Below are 14,904 nucleotides of genomic sequence, written 5' to 3' on the forward strand. Positions count from 1 at the left end.
GCGGCGGGCATGGCGAGGCGCAGCAGGGCGCCGGCGCACTTGCGGGAGGTCTCGTTGGAAGACTGCTCGAGGAGCCGGTGCATCAGGGCGACGGCGTCGGCGGCGGCGTGGGAGGCGAGGAGGCGGGCACGGCGGAGGGCGAGCGACTCGAGGGAATCGAGCGTGGCTGCGACCTCGGGGTTGCGGGCCCAGTCGAGGAGTTCCTCGAGCTTGAACTCGGAGCGGAAGGCGACCTCGGGGAGGGCGAGGGTCTCGTTGACGAAATCGAGCAGTGTCTGGCGATCTTCGGCGTTCACACCCACCCCCTTGCCCTGGCAACCAACCTGCGCCACTCTCGCGTGACCATACGGCGCGGCGGCGTGGATGCAAGAGGGATGCGTCGCAGTGACGCGATTTGGCGCACAGGACCGGAGTTGTGTGCGAGGACTCCGCGGTGGAGCGGCGTCAGCGGCGGGCGCCGCCGGTGGGCATGCGGATGGTGCGCGGGACGGCGGCGCGCGATGGGCCGGCGCTCCGCGACGGGGCGGCGCTGCGAGAGGGGCCGATGCCGCGTGATGGGGCCGCGCTGCGGATCGCCTGCGGAGCCGACGAGGAGGTGGCGGTGGGGCGGGCGCCGCCGGTGGGCATGCGGATCGCGCTGCGCGGCACCGCGGAGGGTGTGGCCGCCGAGCGCGTGGGGCGGGACGGCGAGCCGGTGAGGCGCGGGATGGTGACCGGGGCGCTCGACGACGCGGCAGGCGAGGCGGCGCGGGCTGGGGGCATGCTGATCGACCGGGCGCCGCGGGATGATGAGGGGGCGACGCCGGTGGGACCGGAGCGCGGCGCGGAGCCGGGCATCGGGGCGACGGCGGCGCTGTCGCTGATCAGGGTCCTGCGGGGGGCGGCGCCGCGGTTGCCCGAGGGAGCCACGACGCCCGATGGGCGTGCTCCGCCGGTGGGGGGAACGGCGTTGCCGAGGCGAGAGGGGGCGCGGGGCGCGGCGACGAGGTCGGCGCCGGTGCGGCCTGTGGAGAGGGACGAGCCGGTCGGCGCGGCGGCGAGCGAGCCGGCGCCGACGGGGGAACCGGTGAGGCGCGGGCCGCCGCGGTCGGGCCGGGCGAAGGTGGGCGCAGGGGGCGTCGCGGCGCTGGCGCTCACGATACCGCGCGGAGCGCCGGGCGCGCCCTGCGGGGGGCGACCGCCGCCACCGTTCCAGTTTCCGCCATTCCAGTTGCCGCCATTCCAGTTTCCGCCGCCGTGGGGCTTGCCGCCGTAGTAGCGGTTGCCGCCGCTCCAGGCGTAGCCGCCGTTCCAGCAGTACGAGCCGCTGTAGCGCGGGGGGCACCAGACGGGGTAGGACGAGTACCACCAGGGGCTGCAGTAGTAGAAGGGGTTGGTGTAGGTGTAGTAGGGGTAGATCACGGGGGAGGCGTAGACGTAGGTGGTGCCGACGTAGGCGGTGTCGTAGACGGGGAGGGTGTCGGCGTAGACGATCTGCTGCGTCGGCGCGGGGGCGGGCGTGGAGTTGGGGACCACGATGGGTTCTGACGCGGGCGCGGCCGGCGCGCTGGGCGCGGGTTGCTCGGGCGCGGGCGGCTCGGGCTGGGCGGGGCTGGCGGCGAAGGACTCGACGGCGGCGTCGTAGGCGCTGGTGAACTCGGGGTTGGTGGAGAGGGACTGGCGGACGGAGACGAGGGCGGCGCGCGTGGGATCGGGGATGGTGGACTGATCGGCGTTTTTGTCGTACCACGCGAGGAGTTGTGCGGCGGTGCGGACGGTGAAGGGATCGGAGCCGCCGCGGTCGACGGCGGCGGCGATCTCGGTGTAGGCGGGGCCGAGTTGGCCGCGGCGTGCGGACATGTAGGCGCTGACGGACCAAGGGAGCGGGTTCGTCGGGTCGGTCTGGGTGAGTTCGCGGGCCTGGGACTCGGCCATCTCCGGGAGGCCGAAATCGACCATGCGCTGGACGTAGGCGGAGGCGACGGCGGTGGAGCCGGGAAGGGCGGCGGCAGCCGCGGCGAAGGCCTGGATCGCGGCGGAGGGATCCTGGGCGGAGGCGATCGATTCGATGAGGGGTTCGGAGAGGGGCTGCGCGGGCGGCTGTGCGGCGGAAGAATCGGAGATGGATTGAAGAGCGTTGGCGGCGCAGGCTCCGAGGCCGATGACGACAGCGGATGCCGCGGCGAGGAAGGCGGGGGTGCGGTGGTTCATGGCGGTCCCTCCTGAGTACGAACGCTGGACCTAAGGGGTTTATGTCATGAAAAGGTCCGGGGTTGCCGGAATGTCGGGAGTGAGGTCAGAACCCCGGGTCGGGAAGGCCGTAGGCTGGCGTGGGGCGGGGCTTGGAGGCTGGCGATGTTGAATGGTGAGGTGATGTGGACGCTGTTTCGATACTCGGATTGGGCCGACACGCGGGTGCTGGAGTGTTCGCAGGGGGTTGTGGACGAGGGGTTGGATCGGGTGATCGGGATGGGGCCGGGGTCGCTGCGGCGGACGCTGCTGCACATCCATGCGGGCGAGGCGACGTGGCTGAGGCGGTGGATGGATGGGCGAGAAGGGGGCGTGGCGGAACCGAAGTGGCCGGCAGAATCGGAGCGGGTGGGGATCGGGGCATTGCGGGAGCGGTTCACGGCGACGTGGGCGTCGAGGGACGGGTTTCTCGGGTCGCTGGCGGAGGGGGATCTGGGGCGGGTGCAGGCGTACCGGGATTCCAAGGGCGGGGTGTTCAGGGCAACGTTGTCGGACATGGTGCTGCAGGCGTGTCTGCATTCGCACCATCACCGGGCGCAGGCGGTGAACATGCTGCGGCAGGTGGGCGGGGAGGCGCCGGAGGTGGACTACATGATGTGGGTTCGGGAGCCGGCGTAGGGGCGGAGGGGGCGGGCGGTGAGGGGGCGACCCGGGAACTGGGGGATTGGCGGAACGAGGGGGTGTGGTATATTCGTTGGGAATGCACGCGCGGCCGGTGCGGGGTGGACCCGTGACCGGGGCGTGCTCGACCGACGCTCAATCAGGCCCGAGGTGCGGCAGCGGTTCAGACTCTCATTGTGCTCGGGCAGGATTGGATCAGGTCGGACTATGAAGAAGCTCTACGTTGGGAACCTCTCGTTCGGAACGAATGACTCGGCGCTGCGATCACTGTTTGAGCCGTTTGGCGAGGTGTCGTCGGCGTCGGTGGTGATGGACCGCGAGACGGGTCGCAGCCGCGGGTTCGGGTTTGTCGAGATGACGAACGACGGCGACGCGGAGAACGCGATCAACGAAATGAATGGGAAGAACGTGGATGGGCGGGACCTGACGGTGAACGAGGCGAGGCCGCGTGAGCCACGATCGGGTGGGTTCGGCGGAGGTGGCGGCGGACGCGGCGGGTACGGGGGCGGTGGTGGTGGCGGGCGGGGTGGGTATGGTGGTGGGGGAGGCGGGGGTCGCGGGGGGTGGTAAGCGGCTTGTGTTAAGCAAGGTTTCATGAAAGTGAAGGCCCCGCATTGCAGGATGCGGGGTCTTTTCTTTGAAGGAGGAGGGTTGCGTGGTGGCCGGAGTTTTGTTAGGTTGTCGCCGCAAATTGGGCTGAAGATGTTCGGAGAATGCGTTGGGTGGGTGGGGCAGGAGCGGATGCATGGGACGGATTATCGGGATCGTGGTTGTGGTGGCCGTGGCGATCGGCGTGATCTGGATGAAGTTGGGTCGCAAGGACGACCAGTCGAAGATCATGCATGAGAACGTGCTGACGGCGCTGCAGTCGCTGCCGGACTACAAGACCCACGAGGGGCTGTACCTGCAGCTTGTGGAGGAGCACCACAAGGATTCGTTCGATCACCACTACACGATGGGCGGGAGGCGGTCGTCGGGGCGGTTCGACGTGGAGGGGTATCTGACGGAGATGTTCTCGACGATGGCGAAAGACGCCGAGCGGCAGGGGTACAAGACGCAGGCGAAGGAGATCCTCGAGTTGCGGTCGCAGATGGTGACGACGACGAGGCCGTGAGACTGGCGACGGTCGCTACCAATCGAGCGTGCCAGTCCAGGCTTCGCGGAGGCGGGTGACGGGGATCGGGGCGGGCTCGCCGCGGACGATCAGGGAGCCGGAGTCGTCGAGTTCGCCGATGACGGCGTGGGGGATGTCGTGGAGGATCTTCGCGGCGGCCGGGAGGTCGGCCGCGGCGATCTCGATGAGGTAGCGGCTGGGGGATTCAGCGAAGGCGACGGCGATCGGGTTGAGTGGGGCGGCCGTGACGGTGGCCTTGGCGAGGTCGATTGAGGCGCCGATGGGGGCGGCATCGGTGTGACCGGCGATGAGCATCTCGGCGAGCGCGGCGAGGAGGCCGCCGTCGGAGACATCGTGGGCGGAGCGGACGAGGTTGGCGCGGATGAGGGCGTGCACGGCGAGGGCGGCGCGTGGGCCGAGGGTGAGGTCGGTGGCGGGGACGGCGGCGGAGAGGCCCGGGGCGGCGGGGAGGCCGAAGAGGTGCTGGTAGTGCGAGCCGCCCATGTGCGGGGCGGTTGCGCCGACGAGGAGGAGGAGGTTGCCGGGGCGCTTGGCGTCCATGGTGATGCAGCGGGCAACATCGGGGACGGTGGCGATGCCGGTGATGAGCAGAGTGTAGGGGATCTCGACGGTGTGGGAGCGGCCGGTCTCGGGGTCGGTGTAGGTGAGTTGGTTGTTGAGGGAGTCCTTGCCGGAGACGAAGGGGGTGCGGTAGGCCTTGGCGGCGTCGTAGCACCCCTCGGCGGCGCGGACGAGGGCGCCGAGGTGGTGGGGCTTCTGGCAACTGGGCCAGCAGAAGTTGTCGAGGATGGCGATGCGTGTGGGATCGGCGCCGACGCAGACGAGGTTGCGGACGCACTCATCGACGGCGGCGAGGACCATGAGGTAGGGGTCGCCGCGGAGCGAGGGGTCGCCGATGCCGGTCTGGAGTCCCTGGGAGATGGCGAGGGCGCGTGTGGAGCCGGGGACGGGCTGGATGATGGAGGCGTCGGAGGGGCCGCGGGAGTCGGGGCCGACGAGGGGCTTGACGAGGGTGTTGCCGCGGACCTCGTGGTCGTATTGGCGGATGATCCAGTGCTTGGAGGCGATGGAGGGGTGGGCGAGGAGGTCGAGGAGCGAGGCGGAGAGGGGGCGGGGGTGGGAGGTGCGGGGAGGCGTGGGGGCCGGGGAGTGGGGCGGGGGCCAGGTGGCGTCGCGGTGCGGGGTGGGGATGCCGTCGTGGAGGAAGTGCATGGAGAGGCGGCCGACTTCCTGGCCGTGGAAGAGCAGTTGGAGGTCGGGGCCGGCGGAGGCGGGGGCGTTTGGGGCGGGGGCCGGGGAGCGGAACTCGCCGAGGACGGCGAGTTCGACGGATTCCTCGGCGCAGATCTGCTTGAGGGCTTCGAGGTTGGCGGGGGGGACGGCGAGGACCATGCGCTCCTGGGCCTCGGAGATCCAGATCTCGGTGTAGGAGAGGCCGTCGTACTTGAGGGGGGCGCGGTCGAGGTGGACAATGGCGCCGGTGTCCTTGGCCATCTCGCCGATGGCTGAAGAGAAGCCGCCGGCGCCGCAGTCGGTGAGAGCGGTGAAGAGCGGGGTTGGCTCGGCACTCGCAGCGACTCCGCTACGGTTCCAGCGGGCAACGGGCTTGAGCCTGCGAGAATAGAGGTCAATGAACTTCGAGATGTCTGTCGGGGGTGTTGTTCCCGCAGCGCTGATGCTGAACAAGCGTCCGTCGTCGGCGCCGATGATCTCGTGGTAGCCGCCTGGGTTTAAATGCTCCATTCCGAGCCGTGCATAGGTACGGATTCCAAGATCGCGCATCTGTCGCGCGACGACGTCATCGAGTTCGGTTTGCTTCGTAGAAAGAGGCTGGGCGTAGTCCCTGGCCCGCATGATTGCATCAAGCAGTCGCTTTTCTTCGATGGCGTTGCCGATCTGCACGGCGTGGGCGAACTCATCGGCGGAGGTGTGCTCGAGTTCGGCGGAGGAGAAGGTGGCGCCGTGGATGCCGTCGCGCCCGGTGCGGCCGCCGAGGGCGACGATCAGGTCGCCGGCGCCGACTGCGCCCTTGATGAGGCTCCGGGGCATGACGCCGATGCAGCCGCAGAAGACGAGTGGGTTGCCGATGTAGCGGTCGTCGAAGGAGACGGCGCCGGAGACGGTGGGGATCCCCATGCGGTTTCCGTAGTCACGGACACCGGCGACGACCTGGGAGAGGACGCGGCGGGGGTGGAGGGTGTTGGGAGGGAGAGGAAGCGCGGGCCGGGCGGTGGAAGGTTGCGGGCTTGGGGATGAGACGGCGGCGGCCTCTGACCAGTGATCGGGGAAAGCGACGCAGAAGACGTCGGTGTTGGCGACGGGGCGGGCGGCGAGGCCGGTGCCGATGACGTCGCGGATGCAGCCGCCGGCGCCGGTGGCGGCGCCGCCGTAGGGCTCGATGGCGGAGGGGTGGTTGTGGGTCTCGATCTTGACGCAGACGGCGGTGGTGTCGTCGAAGGCGATGACGCCGGCGTTGTCGACGAAGACGGAGAGGGTCCAGTCGACTCCGCCCTTTGGGGCAATGAGCTCGTGGGTCGCGGCGGCGACGGTGGACTTGAGGAGGTTGCTGATGGTGACGGTGCCGTCGGCGGCGACGGCGTGACCGGGGCGGTTGATCCAGGTGATCGGATCGTCGGTGGCCGGGGCGGCGCGGTAGTGGATGGAACTCTTGAGGGTCTTGTGGACGCAGTGCTCGGACCAGGTCTGGGCGAGGGTTTCGAGTTCGATGTCGGTGGGGTCTCGCGAGAGGGAGGTGTAGTGGGCCTGGATGGCGCGCATCTCATCGAGGGAGAGGAAGAGGTGGGCGTCGCGGGAGAGGCGGGTGAGCTGCTCGTCGGAGAGGTTGAGGAGCGGGATGCTGCGGACGGCGTGCTCGTGGGAGCGGCCCTGGGGGAAGGTCTCGGGGTGGTATGGCTCGGTGTGGATGCGGTGGATGACGGGGTTGGCGAGGAGGCGAGCGGCGAGGCGGCGGGCGGAATCGGTAGTGAGGCCGTCTCCGGCGAGGTCGTAGCGCCAGCCGGTGGAGACCCTGGCGTCGACGCCGGAAAGGTCGCGGATCGCGTCCTGCACGGACTGCGCGACTGGGTCCATCACGCCGGGGAGCGGGTGGACCTCGATGAGTTGGGCGCCGGGGACGCAGAGGTCGGGGGAGGAGCCGAGGATGGCGATCTCGGTGACGGGGTCGGCGAGCAGCCGCGTGCGGAGGGTCTCGAGCTGCGCGGCGGAGAGCGCGGCCTGGACGAGGTAGACGTGGGCGGAGCGGACGGAGGAAAGGGCGATGCCAAGGGCCGCGGCGTCGCGCTTGAGGGCGTCGGCGATGGGGTCGGCGTGGGTGGGGCGGGGCGAGACTTCGATTCGGTGGACGGGCGCTGGGGGAGAGGATGGCATGGCGCGGCATCCTATAGAGGAAGGCGGGCGGACGGAGGGGGAGGAGGCCGGAGGGGCGGGGCACTGGTACAGTGGCGGCCATGGCGTCGAGCGCGAACAAGGACGGAGCGGCAGAACAGCCGCGGGTGGAGTTGTACACAGACGGGGCGTGCTCGGGGAACCCCGGTCCGGGCGGGTGGGCGTTCGTGCTGAAGCATCCGGCGAGCGGGAAGGTGGTGGAGCAGTCCGGAGGGGAGCCGGACACGACGAACAACCGGATGGAGTTGCGGGCGGTGATCGAGGGGCTGGCGTGGATCAAGAAGCCGGCACGGGTGGAGTTGTACTCGGATTCCAAGTACGTGCTGGACGGGCTGTCGGAATGGATGGCGGGGTGGAAAGCGCGTGGGTGGAAGACGGCGGCGAAGAAGCCGGTGAAGAACGTGGAGTTGTGGCAGGAACTGGATGGGCTGAGGACGCGGCACGAGGTGAGTTTTCACTGGGTGGAGGGGCACTCGGGGCACCCGGAGAACGAGCGGTGCGACGAGTTGGCGGTGGCGGAGATCCAGAAGATGAGGGCGCGGGGAGGGTGAGTGCGGCGGGTGCGAGGGGCGGCCGGGGGGTGGGGTTGTAGGGATTAGGGAAGGACGTGACGGGCTCGGCCGCCCAGTCGGCAGGGTTGTCGCCGCTTGCGCGGAAGGAGCGGTCAAGGGGTGGGTCCGGAAGTCCGATTGCGAGGGGGCGTGGTGGCGCGGGCCGCCCGGGCGGCGGCTGGTCGGGTGGGGCGGGCAGGAGGCGGAACCGTGGTGAAGCTGAGCGACATCCTGAAGGCGGCGTTCGAGAACGATGCATCGGACGTGCACCTGATCGCGAACCACCCGCCGATGGTGCGTGTGCACACGGTGATGACGCCGATGGATTTCCCCGCGCTGAGCCCCGAGAACACGCGGAAGATGTTCGAGGAGATGGCGCCGAAGGAGGCGATCGCGACGTTCGACCGCCAGAAGGACTCGGACTTCTCGTACGAGATGCCGGGGCTGGCCCGGTACCGCGTGAACGCGCACATGCAGCGCGGCTCGGCGGCGCTGGCGATGCGCATGATCAAGACGAAGGTTCCGCCGCTGGCGAACCTGAACCTGCCGGAGGTCATCGCGCGGCTGACGTACCTGCCGCGCGGGCTGGTGCTGGTGACAGGGGACACGGGCTCGGGCAAGTCGACGACGCTGGCGGCGATGATCCAGGCGATGAACGAGCGGTACCGCAAGCACATCATCACGCTCGAAGACCCCGTCGAGTACTCGTTCGTGAGCAACCGGTGCGTGATCGAGCAGCGTGAGCTGGGGCAGGACATGCCGTCGTTCGCGTCGGGCCTGAAGCACGCGCTGCGTCAGGACCCGGACATCATCCTGGTCGGCGAAATGCGCGACCTGGAGACGACGGCGCTGGCGATCTCGGCCGCCGAGACGGGCCACCTGGTGCTCAGCACGCTGCACACGTGCAACGCGTCGCAGACGGTGGAACGCATCATCGACATGTACCCCGCGGGACAGCAGAACCAGATCCGCTCGATGATGGCGAACACGCTGCAGGCGGTGGTGAGCCAGACGCTGTTCAGCCGGATCGACAAGCCGGGGATGTGCCCGGCGGTCGAGGTGCTGCTGTGCACGCCGGCGGTGCGGAACCTGATCCGCGAGGCGAGGACGTTCGAGATCCCGAACGTGATCGAGACGAACCGCGCGATCGGGATGAAGAGCCTGGACACGGCGATCGCGGAGTTGTACTTCAACGGGATGATCAGCCGCGAGGATGCGATCGCGCAGGCGGCGTACCCGGACAAGCTGGACCGGACGCTGGTGGCGTGAGTCGGCGTCCCCGGTAGCGCCGGGGGTCGTGGCGTGTGGATCGAGTGCTCGCGGGGGCCGGGAGCTGGTGAGACGACATGGCGAACTATCGATTCCAGGTCAGGAACCCTCGCGGCGAGGTGCAGATCGGCGTGATGGCCGCGGACAGCGCGGCGGCGGCCGCCGCGATCCTGCGGGCGCAGGGGTCGCACGTGCTGGCGGTGAACCCGGTGCAGGCCGGGGCGGTTGACGGGAGCTGGGCCGAGTGGCTGGGGCGTGTGAACGCGGGGAAGCCGAAGCAGAAGCATGTTCTGGACTTCACGACGCAGCTGGCGGTGATGATCCGCGCGGGCATCAACATCCGCGCGGCGCTGGACGGGATCGCGGAGCAGACGGAGCACCCGTCGTTCAAGAAGGTGATCCAGGGACTGAAGACGGACGTCGAGGCGGGCAAGCAGTTCTCCGAGGCGATCGCGCGGCACCCGAAGCTGTTCGGGCCGCTGTACGTGAACATGGTGCGGGCGTCGGAGATGTCGGGCTCGTTCGCGGAGATGCTGGATCGGATCGCGGGGTACATCGGGCAGCAGATCGAGACGCGGAAGATGGTGATCGGCGCCGCGATCTACCCGGGCGTGATCGCGACGATGGCGGTGGCGGTGACGATCTTCCTGCTGACGTTCGTGCTGCCGAAGTTCGCGGCGGTGTTCCAGGGCAAGGAGGACGTGCTGCCGTGGGCGACGAAGTTCCTGATGGGGCTGAGCGAGTTCATGGTGAACCACTGGTACTACGTGGTGGGGGCGATGGTGGCGGCGGTGGCGGGGATCTGGGCGTTCTCGCGGACGGACGTGGGAGCGTTCTGGTTCGACCGGATGCGGCTGAGCGTGCCGGTGGTGAAGAGCATGTTCCGGGCGCTGTACATCAGCCGCTCGCTGCAGACGATGGGGCAGCTCATCAACGCGGGCGTGCCGATGCTGGACACGATCGCGATCACGGGCGACATCTCGGGGAACCGGCTGTACAAGGACTTGTGGCGGAGCGTGTACACGTCGGTGAAGCAGGGCAAGAAGATCGCGCAGCCGCTGACCAAGAGCCGGCTGCTGCCGCGCGCGGTGGTGCAGATGATCGCGGCGGGAGAGGAGTCCGGTAAGCTCGGCGAGGTGCTCGACGAGATATCGGTCTACTACGCGAAGCTGCTGAAGGACCGGATCAAGGCGGTGACGTCGATGATCGAGCCCATCATGATCATTCTTATGGGCTCGGTGGTCGGGTTTATCGCGATGGCGATCATCCTGCCCATCTTCAAGATGAGTTCGATCGTGAAGTGACCGAAAGAGGGGGTATGTGCGCGGATCGGGCGGGCGGAGGCGCCGTCCGACGCGGAAGGGGGACGGCCATGTCGAGGAGCGGCACGTTGGGTGCGCGTGAGTATCAGAACCCGAGGCGGGCGGGGCGGGCGGCGCGGCGGGTGCGCGGCCGGCGCGGTTTTACGCTGATCGAGACGGCGCTGACGACGGTGATCGTGGGCGTCGGCGTGCTGGCGCTGATCGAGTCGCAGCAGGCGTTCATGAAGAGCAACGACTGGTCGACGCACGCGGCGACGGCGGCGTACCTGGCGAACGAGATCCGCGAGATGACGCGGAAGCTGCCCAAGCACGACCCGGTGACGGGGCTGACGATCCAGACATCGGGGGGGAACTCGGTGGTGGTGGGGTGGGGGCCGGAGCCGGGCGAGGTCCGGGTGCAGGACTTTGACGACATCGACGACTTTGACGGGATGACGTTCAGGCCGGGCGGGACTCTGCTGGTCAGCGACGGGGACCTGCCCGGGCCGGTGGATGCGTTTGGGAACGTGATCCCGCAGATTCTAAACGATGGGACGGTGGTGCTGGACGGGGAGGGGAACCCGGCGCCGCTGCAGGGGTGGTCGCAGATCGTGCGGGTGGAGAAGGTCGATCCGTTCAACTTCTCGACGGTGAGGCCGCATGGGTATGAGGTGGCGCCGAACCTGCCGGACTTCGAGGGTCTGCGGGTGGATCAGTTCCCTCTGCAGGTGACGGTGATCGTGCAGTACCAGGGGCCGTTTGACGCGGCGCCCCAGACGGTGGCGACGGTGGTGTGGGTGGTGCCATAAGGGCGCGGCGGAGCGGCGTCGTCGGTGTGGCGGGTTTGGGCGCGGAGGCGGACAGGGGCCAGGCGATGAAGGTTCGAAGCCAAGGGAATCGGACGACGGGACGGCAGAGGGCGTGGCTGCGGTCCAGGCGCGGCGTGGCGAGCGTGCTGGCGATGATGTTCGTCGTGCTCTTCGGCTCGCTGGCGGTGGCGATGGCGATCGTGAGCAAGGGGAACCTGCGCACGGCGCAGACGCACCTGCACGTGATCCGCGCGATGGGCGCGGCGGAGACGGGGCTGGAACTCGCGAAGAAGCGGCTGTCGGATGCGGCGGCGCGGTTCGTGATCGAGAAGGGCGCGATCGACCAGGACTACGGCACGCGGCTGTGGGCCGGGACGCTGGGGAGCGGGGACGGTCAGGTCGTGGTGCTCGGTCCGCAGGACGGGCACAGCGAGGGGGCGACGCCGCGGGGCATCGCCGATGCGCTGGTAAGCGTCCACGGGGCCGACGGGAACGTGGTGACGATCCCTGGGGTGGTGAGCACTCCGGTGGTGACGACGGCGCCGTCGGGGACGGACACCACGGTGTACTCGGGGAGCAACTGGGTGGTGACGCCGGCGATCGCGGTGGACGGCTCGGCGACGGACGAGGGGTCCGGGCCGGCGGCGTTCCAGATCACGTATGCGCCGCTCGCGACGGGGACCGGGGTGCGGGTGATCGTGACGGGGTACTCGAGCGTGACGGACCTGGGCTCGTCGTACACGGGGTCGTACGACCGGCTGAACAACCGGTACCGGCCGCTGTCGCGCGTGCTGGAGCAGGACTTCCGGATCGAGAAGCGGCACCGGCACGCGATGCTGAGCCCCAGCCGCATCATGATCGGGAAGAACGTGCTGGTGAACGGAAAGTTGGGGGCGCGGTACACCGACGTGACGCAGAACAACGGGCATCCGATCGAGATGAGGTCGGACTTCAAGGGGATGTCGCCGGTCCTGGACACGAAGCTGCAGCGGCTGCTCGACAAGCTGGCGGACTACGACGTTGACGGGGACAACCGGCTGCGGGTGGGGCATCCGATCGAGGGGCAGGGGATGCCCGAGCCGGAGGACTTCGACGGTGACGGTGCGCCCGACAACGCGTTCGCGGACGTGACCGGGGATGGGTACGTCGATGAGTTCGACGTGTTCATCAGTCACTACGACACGAACGGGGACGGGCGGGTGGTGCTGTCGTCTCGCCTGACGACGGGGACGCCGGCGGAGGGCTCGAGCCCGGAGTTCACGGCGGACGACGACCTGGCGCTGCTGCTGGACTCGGCCATGCCGGACCGGAACCGCAACGGCGTGTTCGGCTTCGAGGACGACAACCGCAACGGGCGGTGGGACGCGGGGGAGCGGCTGCTGGACTTTGATGCGCGCAACGGGGTTTACCCGGATCGCGTGCTGGGGTGGCGGGACGGGGTGATCGACAAGAAGGATGCGTACGCAAAGGTGAAGGGCCGGCTGGTGTTCACGGCGACGCAGAGCGCGTGGCAGACGGCGCAGGGGGACGTGCACCAGCACCTGCGCGGGCCGATCGTGCCGACCGACGGGCAGTCGGCGACGCGGTATGACGCTCCTGACCGGGAGGCGCCGGCGCTGTCGGCGGCGAGTTTCACGAACTCGCAGACGCCGCTGCGGGCGGCCGCGGACGGGGCGTCGTTCGCGGACCAGGTGGCGGCGCAGCTGGGCGTGGGCGCGGCGGACCTGCCGGGGTATACCGAGGCGAGCACGGACCCGACGGCGCCGCGGTACTTCCGGAGCGACCTGGACGATGCGGCGGTGTACGCGCAGACGGGGCGGCACCTGTACGAGCACGTGCCGTTCAACGCGCCCGCGTACTCGGACTACTACTACCGGGCGCGGTACGAGAACATGCACTTCAAGAACGTGCAGATCCCTGCGGGCAACAACGGGCTGTTCATCAACTGCACGTTCGCCGGGGCGACGTACGTCAGGACGGCGACGCAGAACACGCACCCGAACTGGTCGCTGTATGGCAAGATGGACTGGAACGAGACCGCGGGGCGCCCGGTGGCGAACACGCAGCCGCTGGACAAGAGCGACTTCCTGCGGTACACGACCGGGCAGATCGGCGACGGGCCGAGCAACTACGACCAGTTCCCCAATCCGCCGGTGATCAACGGGAACACGGTGACGGGGGCGGCGCGGAACACGAAGCTGTATTCGAACAACATCCGGTTCCACAACTGCCTCTTCGTGGGCTCGCTGGTGAGCGACACGCCGGAGGCGTACACGCACGTTCGGAACAAGATGCAGTTCACCGGGTCCACGCGGTTCACGGACGAGCACCCGGACGAGCCGGCGAACCCGGACCTGAACCCGAACTCGGACGACCTGGGCGAGATCAAGAAGAGTTCGATGATGCTGCCGAACTACTCGGTGGACATCGGGCAGTTCAACAGCCCGACGGACACGTTCGTGGGCGGGCCGACGGGGCAGGACGTCCGGCTGACGGGGACGATCGTGGCCGGGGTGCTGGACATCCGCGGCACGGCGTCGGTGGATGGGACGCTGCTGCTGACCTTCGCGCCCGTGGCGGGGCAGGGACCGCTGCAGGATCCGCTGGGGAACCCGGTGGGCAACACCGCGGGGTTCAATGCGACGATCGGGTACTTCGGTCAGGCGGACGGTGACGGCGAGAGCATCGATCCGTCGCTGCTGCCGGTGGTCGGCGGGGTGCGGATCGCGGGGTGGGACACGGATGGGGACGGGGTGATCGACGTCCCGGGCGACCAGGCCCAGCCGCCGGGGTCGACCGCGGTGCCGTTCTACGGGTATGGCCGGGTGACGCTGAACTGGAATCCGAACCTTCCGATGCCCGATGGGATCATGCTGCCGGTGTCGGCGGTGCCCGTGTCGAACAGTTACCGGGAGGGGCGCCGATGAGCACGAACCTGAAGGGAGCGACGGGGCGTCGAGGGCGCGCGGGGTTCAGCATCGTGGAGTTGCTGATCGCGCTGTCGATCAGTGCGCTGCTGCTGACGGCGACGCTTGGGGCGCTGGACGCGGCGTGGAAGTCGTACAAGCACACGACGGAGTCGGCGTCGACGCACGTGGTGTCGCGGATCGTGATCCACCGGATGCTGTCGCTGATCCGGACGGGGAGCGAGTTCGGGCCGTACCCGGCGGATTTCTTTGATTCGGCGCAGAATCCCGTGACGTCGAACTTCATCGAGTTTGTGTCGGAGGAGGACCGGCTGGCGGGGGTGGATCGGATTACGCGCATCGAGCGCCGGGATGTGGCGGGGCGGCCTGGGGAGTACGAACTGTGGTACGTGCGGCTGAACTCAGAGACGCTCCCGGCGGCCGTGGAATCGGAGCGGCCGCTGCTCAGGGGTGTGCGGGAGGCGCTGTTCCTGCTGGAGTACGAGCCGGGCCCGCGGCTGGTGAAGGCGACGCTCGACCTGACGATCGAACCAAACGACGATGAGTCGATCGCAACGGGCGGGCAGTTGGACACGCCGACGATCCGCCTGGTGGCCTCGGCGACGCCGCGGCAACTGGAAGTGCAGGAGTAAGGCGGCTCGCTGGGCCTTTCGAATC

At 69.0% G+C, this 14,904-nt stretch carries 11 protein-coding genes; 9 read left to right on the forward strand and 2 right to left on the reverse strand.

Annotation, left to right across the window (positions count from 1 at the left end):
* Nucleotides 1–444: 444 nt before the first annotated feature.
* A complete protein-coding gene (locus tag KF745_13115; protein MBX3359352.1) occupies nt 445–2,190 on the reverse strand; it encodes a hypothetical protein in 1,746 nt (581 codons plus the stop codon).
* A gap of 144 nt (nt 2,191–2,334) precedes the next feature.
* On the opposite strand from KF745_13115, the gene KF745_13120 reads away from it, so the two are divergent.
* The 3 genes from KF745_13120 (at nt 2,335) to KF745_13130 (ending at nt 3,964) form a co-directional block, all read left to right on the forward strand.
* On the forward strand, nt 2,335–2,847 hold the full coding sequence (locus KF745_13120; GenBank protein MBX3359353.1) for a DinB family protein: 513 nt from the start codon (nt 2,335–2,337) through the stop codon (nt 2,845–2,847).
* A gap of 210 nt (nt 2,848–3,057) precedes the next feature.
* Nucleotides 3,058–3,420: an RNA-binding protein gene (locus KF745_13125; protein MBX3359354.1), complete on the forward strand. Its 363-nt coding sequence runs from the start codon at nt 3,058–3,060 to the stop codon at nt 3,418–3,420.
* Nucleotides 3,421–3,595: 175 nt separating this feature from the next.
* Nucleotides 3,596–3,964, forward strand: a complete 369-nt coding sequence (locus KF745_13130) for a hypothetical protein (protein MBX3359355.1) — start codon at nt 3,596–3,598, stop codon at nt 3,962–3,964.
* Between the two features lie 15 nt (nt 3,965–3,979).
* Here KF745_13130 and KF745_13135 read toward each other — a convergent pair whose 3' ends face one another.
* Entirely contained in the window at nt 3,980–7,372 is a 3,393-nt protein-coding gene (locus tag KF745_13135; protein ID MBX3359356.1) for a phosphoribosylformylglycinamidine synthase subunit PurS, read from the reverse strand.
* Between the two features lie 80 nt (nt 7,373–7,452).
* On the opposite strand from KF745_13135, the gene rnhA reads away from it, so the two are divergent.
* The 6 genes from rnhA (at nt 7,453) to KF745_13165 (ending at nt 14,879) form a co-directional block, all read left to right on the forward strand.
* The gene (gene rnhA / locus KF745_13140; protein ID MBX3359357.1) at nt 7,453–7,941 is read left to right on the forward strand and encodes a ribonuclease HI; all 489 of its coding nucleotides are present in this window, start codon (nt 7,453–7,455) and stop codon (nt 7,939–7,941) included.
* Between the two features lie 213 nt (nt 7,942–8,154).
* The gene (locus KF745_13145) at nt 8,155–9,210 is read left to right on the forward strand and encodes a type IV pilus twitching motility protein PilT (GenBank protein ID MBX3359358.1); all 1,056 of its coding nucleotides are present in this window, start codon (nt 8,155–8,157) and stop codon (nt 9,208–9,210) included.
* A gap of 77 nt (nt 9,211–9,287) precedes the next feature.
* A complete protein-coding gene (locus KF745_13150) occupies nt 9,288–10,514 on the forward strand; it encodes a type II secretion system F family protein (GenBank protein MBX3359359.1) in 1,227 nt (408 codons plus the stop codon).
* A 68-nt stretch (nt 10,515–10,582) separates the two neighbouring features.
* Complete coding sequence (locus tag KF745_13155) at nt 10,583–11,320, forward strand: prepilin-type N-terminal cleavage/methylation domain-containing protein (protein MBX3359360.1); 738 nt, start codon at nt 10,583–10,585, stop codon at nt 11,318–11,320.
* A gap of 65 nt (nt 11,321–11,385) precedes the next feature.
* Entirely contained in the window at nt 11,386–14,247 is a 2,862-nt protein-coding gene (locus KF745_13160; protein ID MBX3359361.1) for a hypothetical protein, read from the forward strand.
* The gene (locus KF745_13165; GenBank protein ID MBX3359362.1) at nt 14,244–14,879 is read left to right on the forward strand and encodes a prepilin-type N-terminal cleavage/methylation domain-containing protein; all 636 of its coding nucleotides are present in this window, start codon (nt 14,244–14,246) and stop codon (nt 14,877–14,879) included. Before KF745_13160 ends, KF745_13165 begins: the two co-directional genes overlap by 4 nt.
* Nucleotides 14,880–14,904 lie beyond the last annotated feature (25 nt).

This window comes from Phycisphaeraceae bacterium (assembly GCA_019636655.1).
Classification (GTDB): domain Bacteria; phylum Planctomycetota; class Phycisphaerae; order Phycisphaerales; family UBA1924; genus JAHBXB01.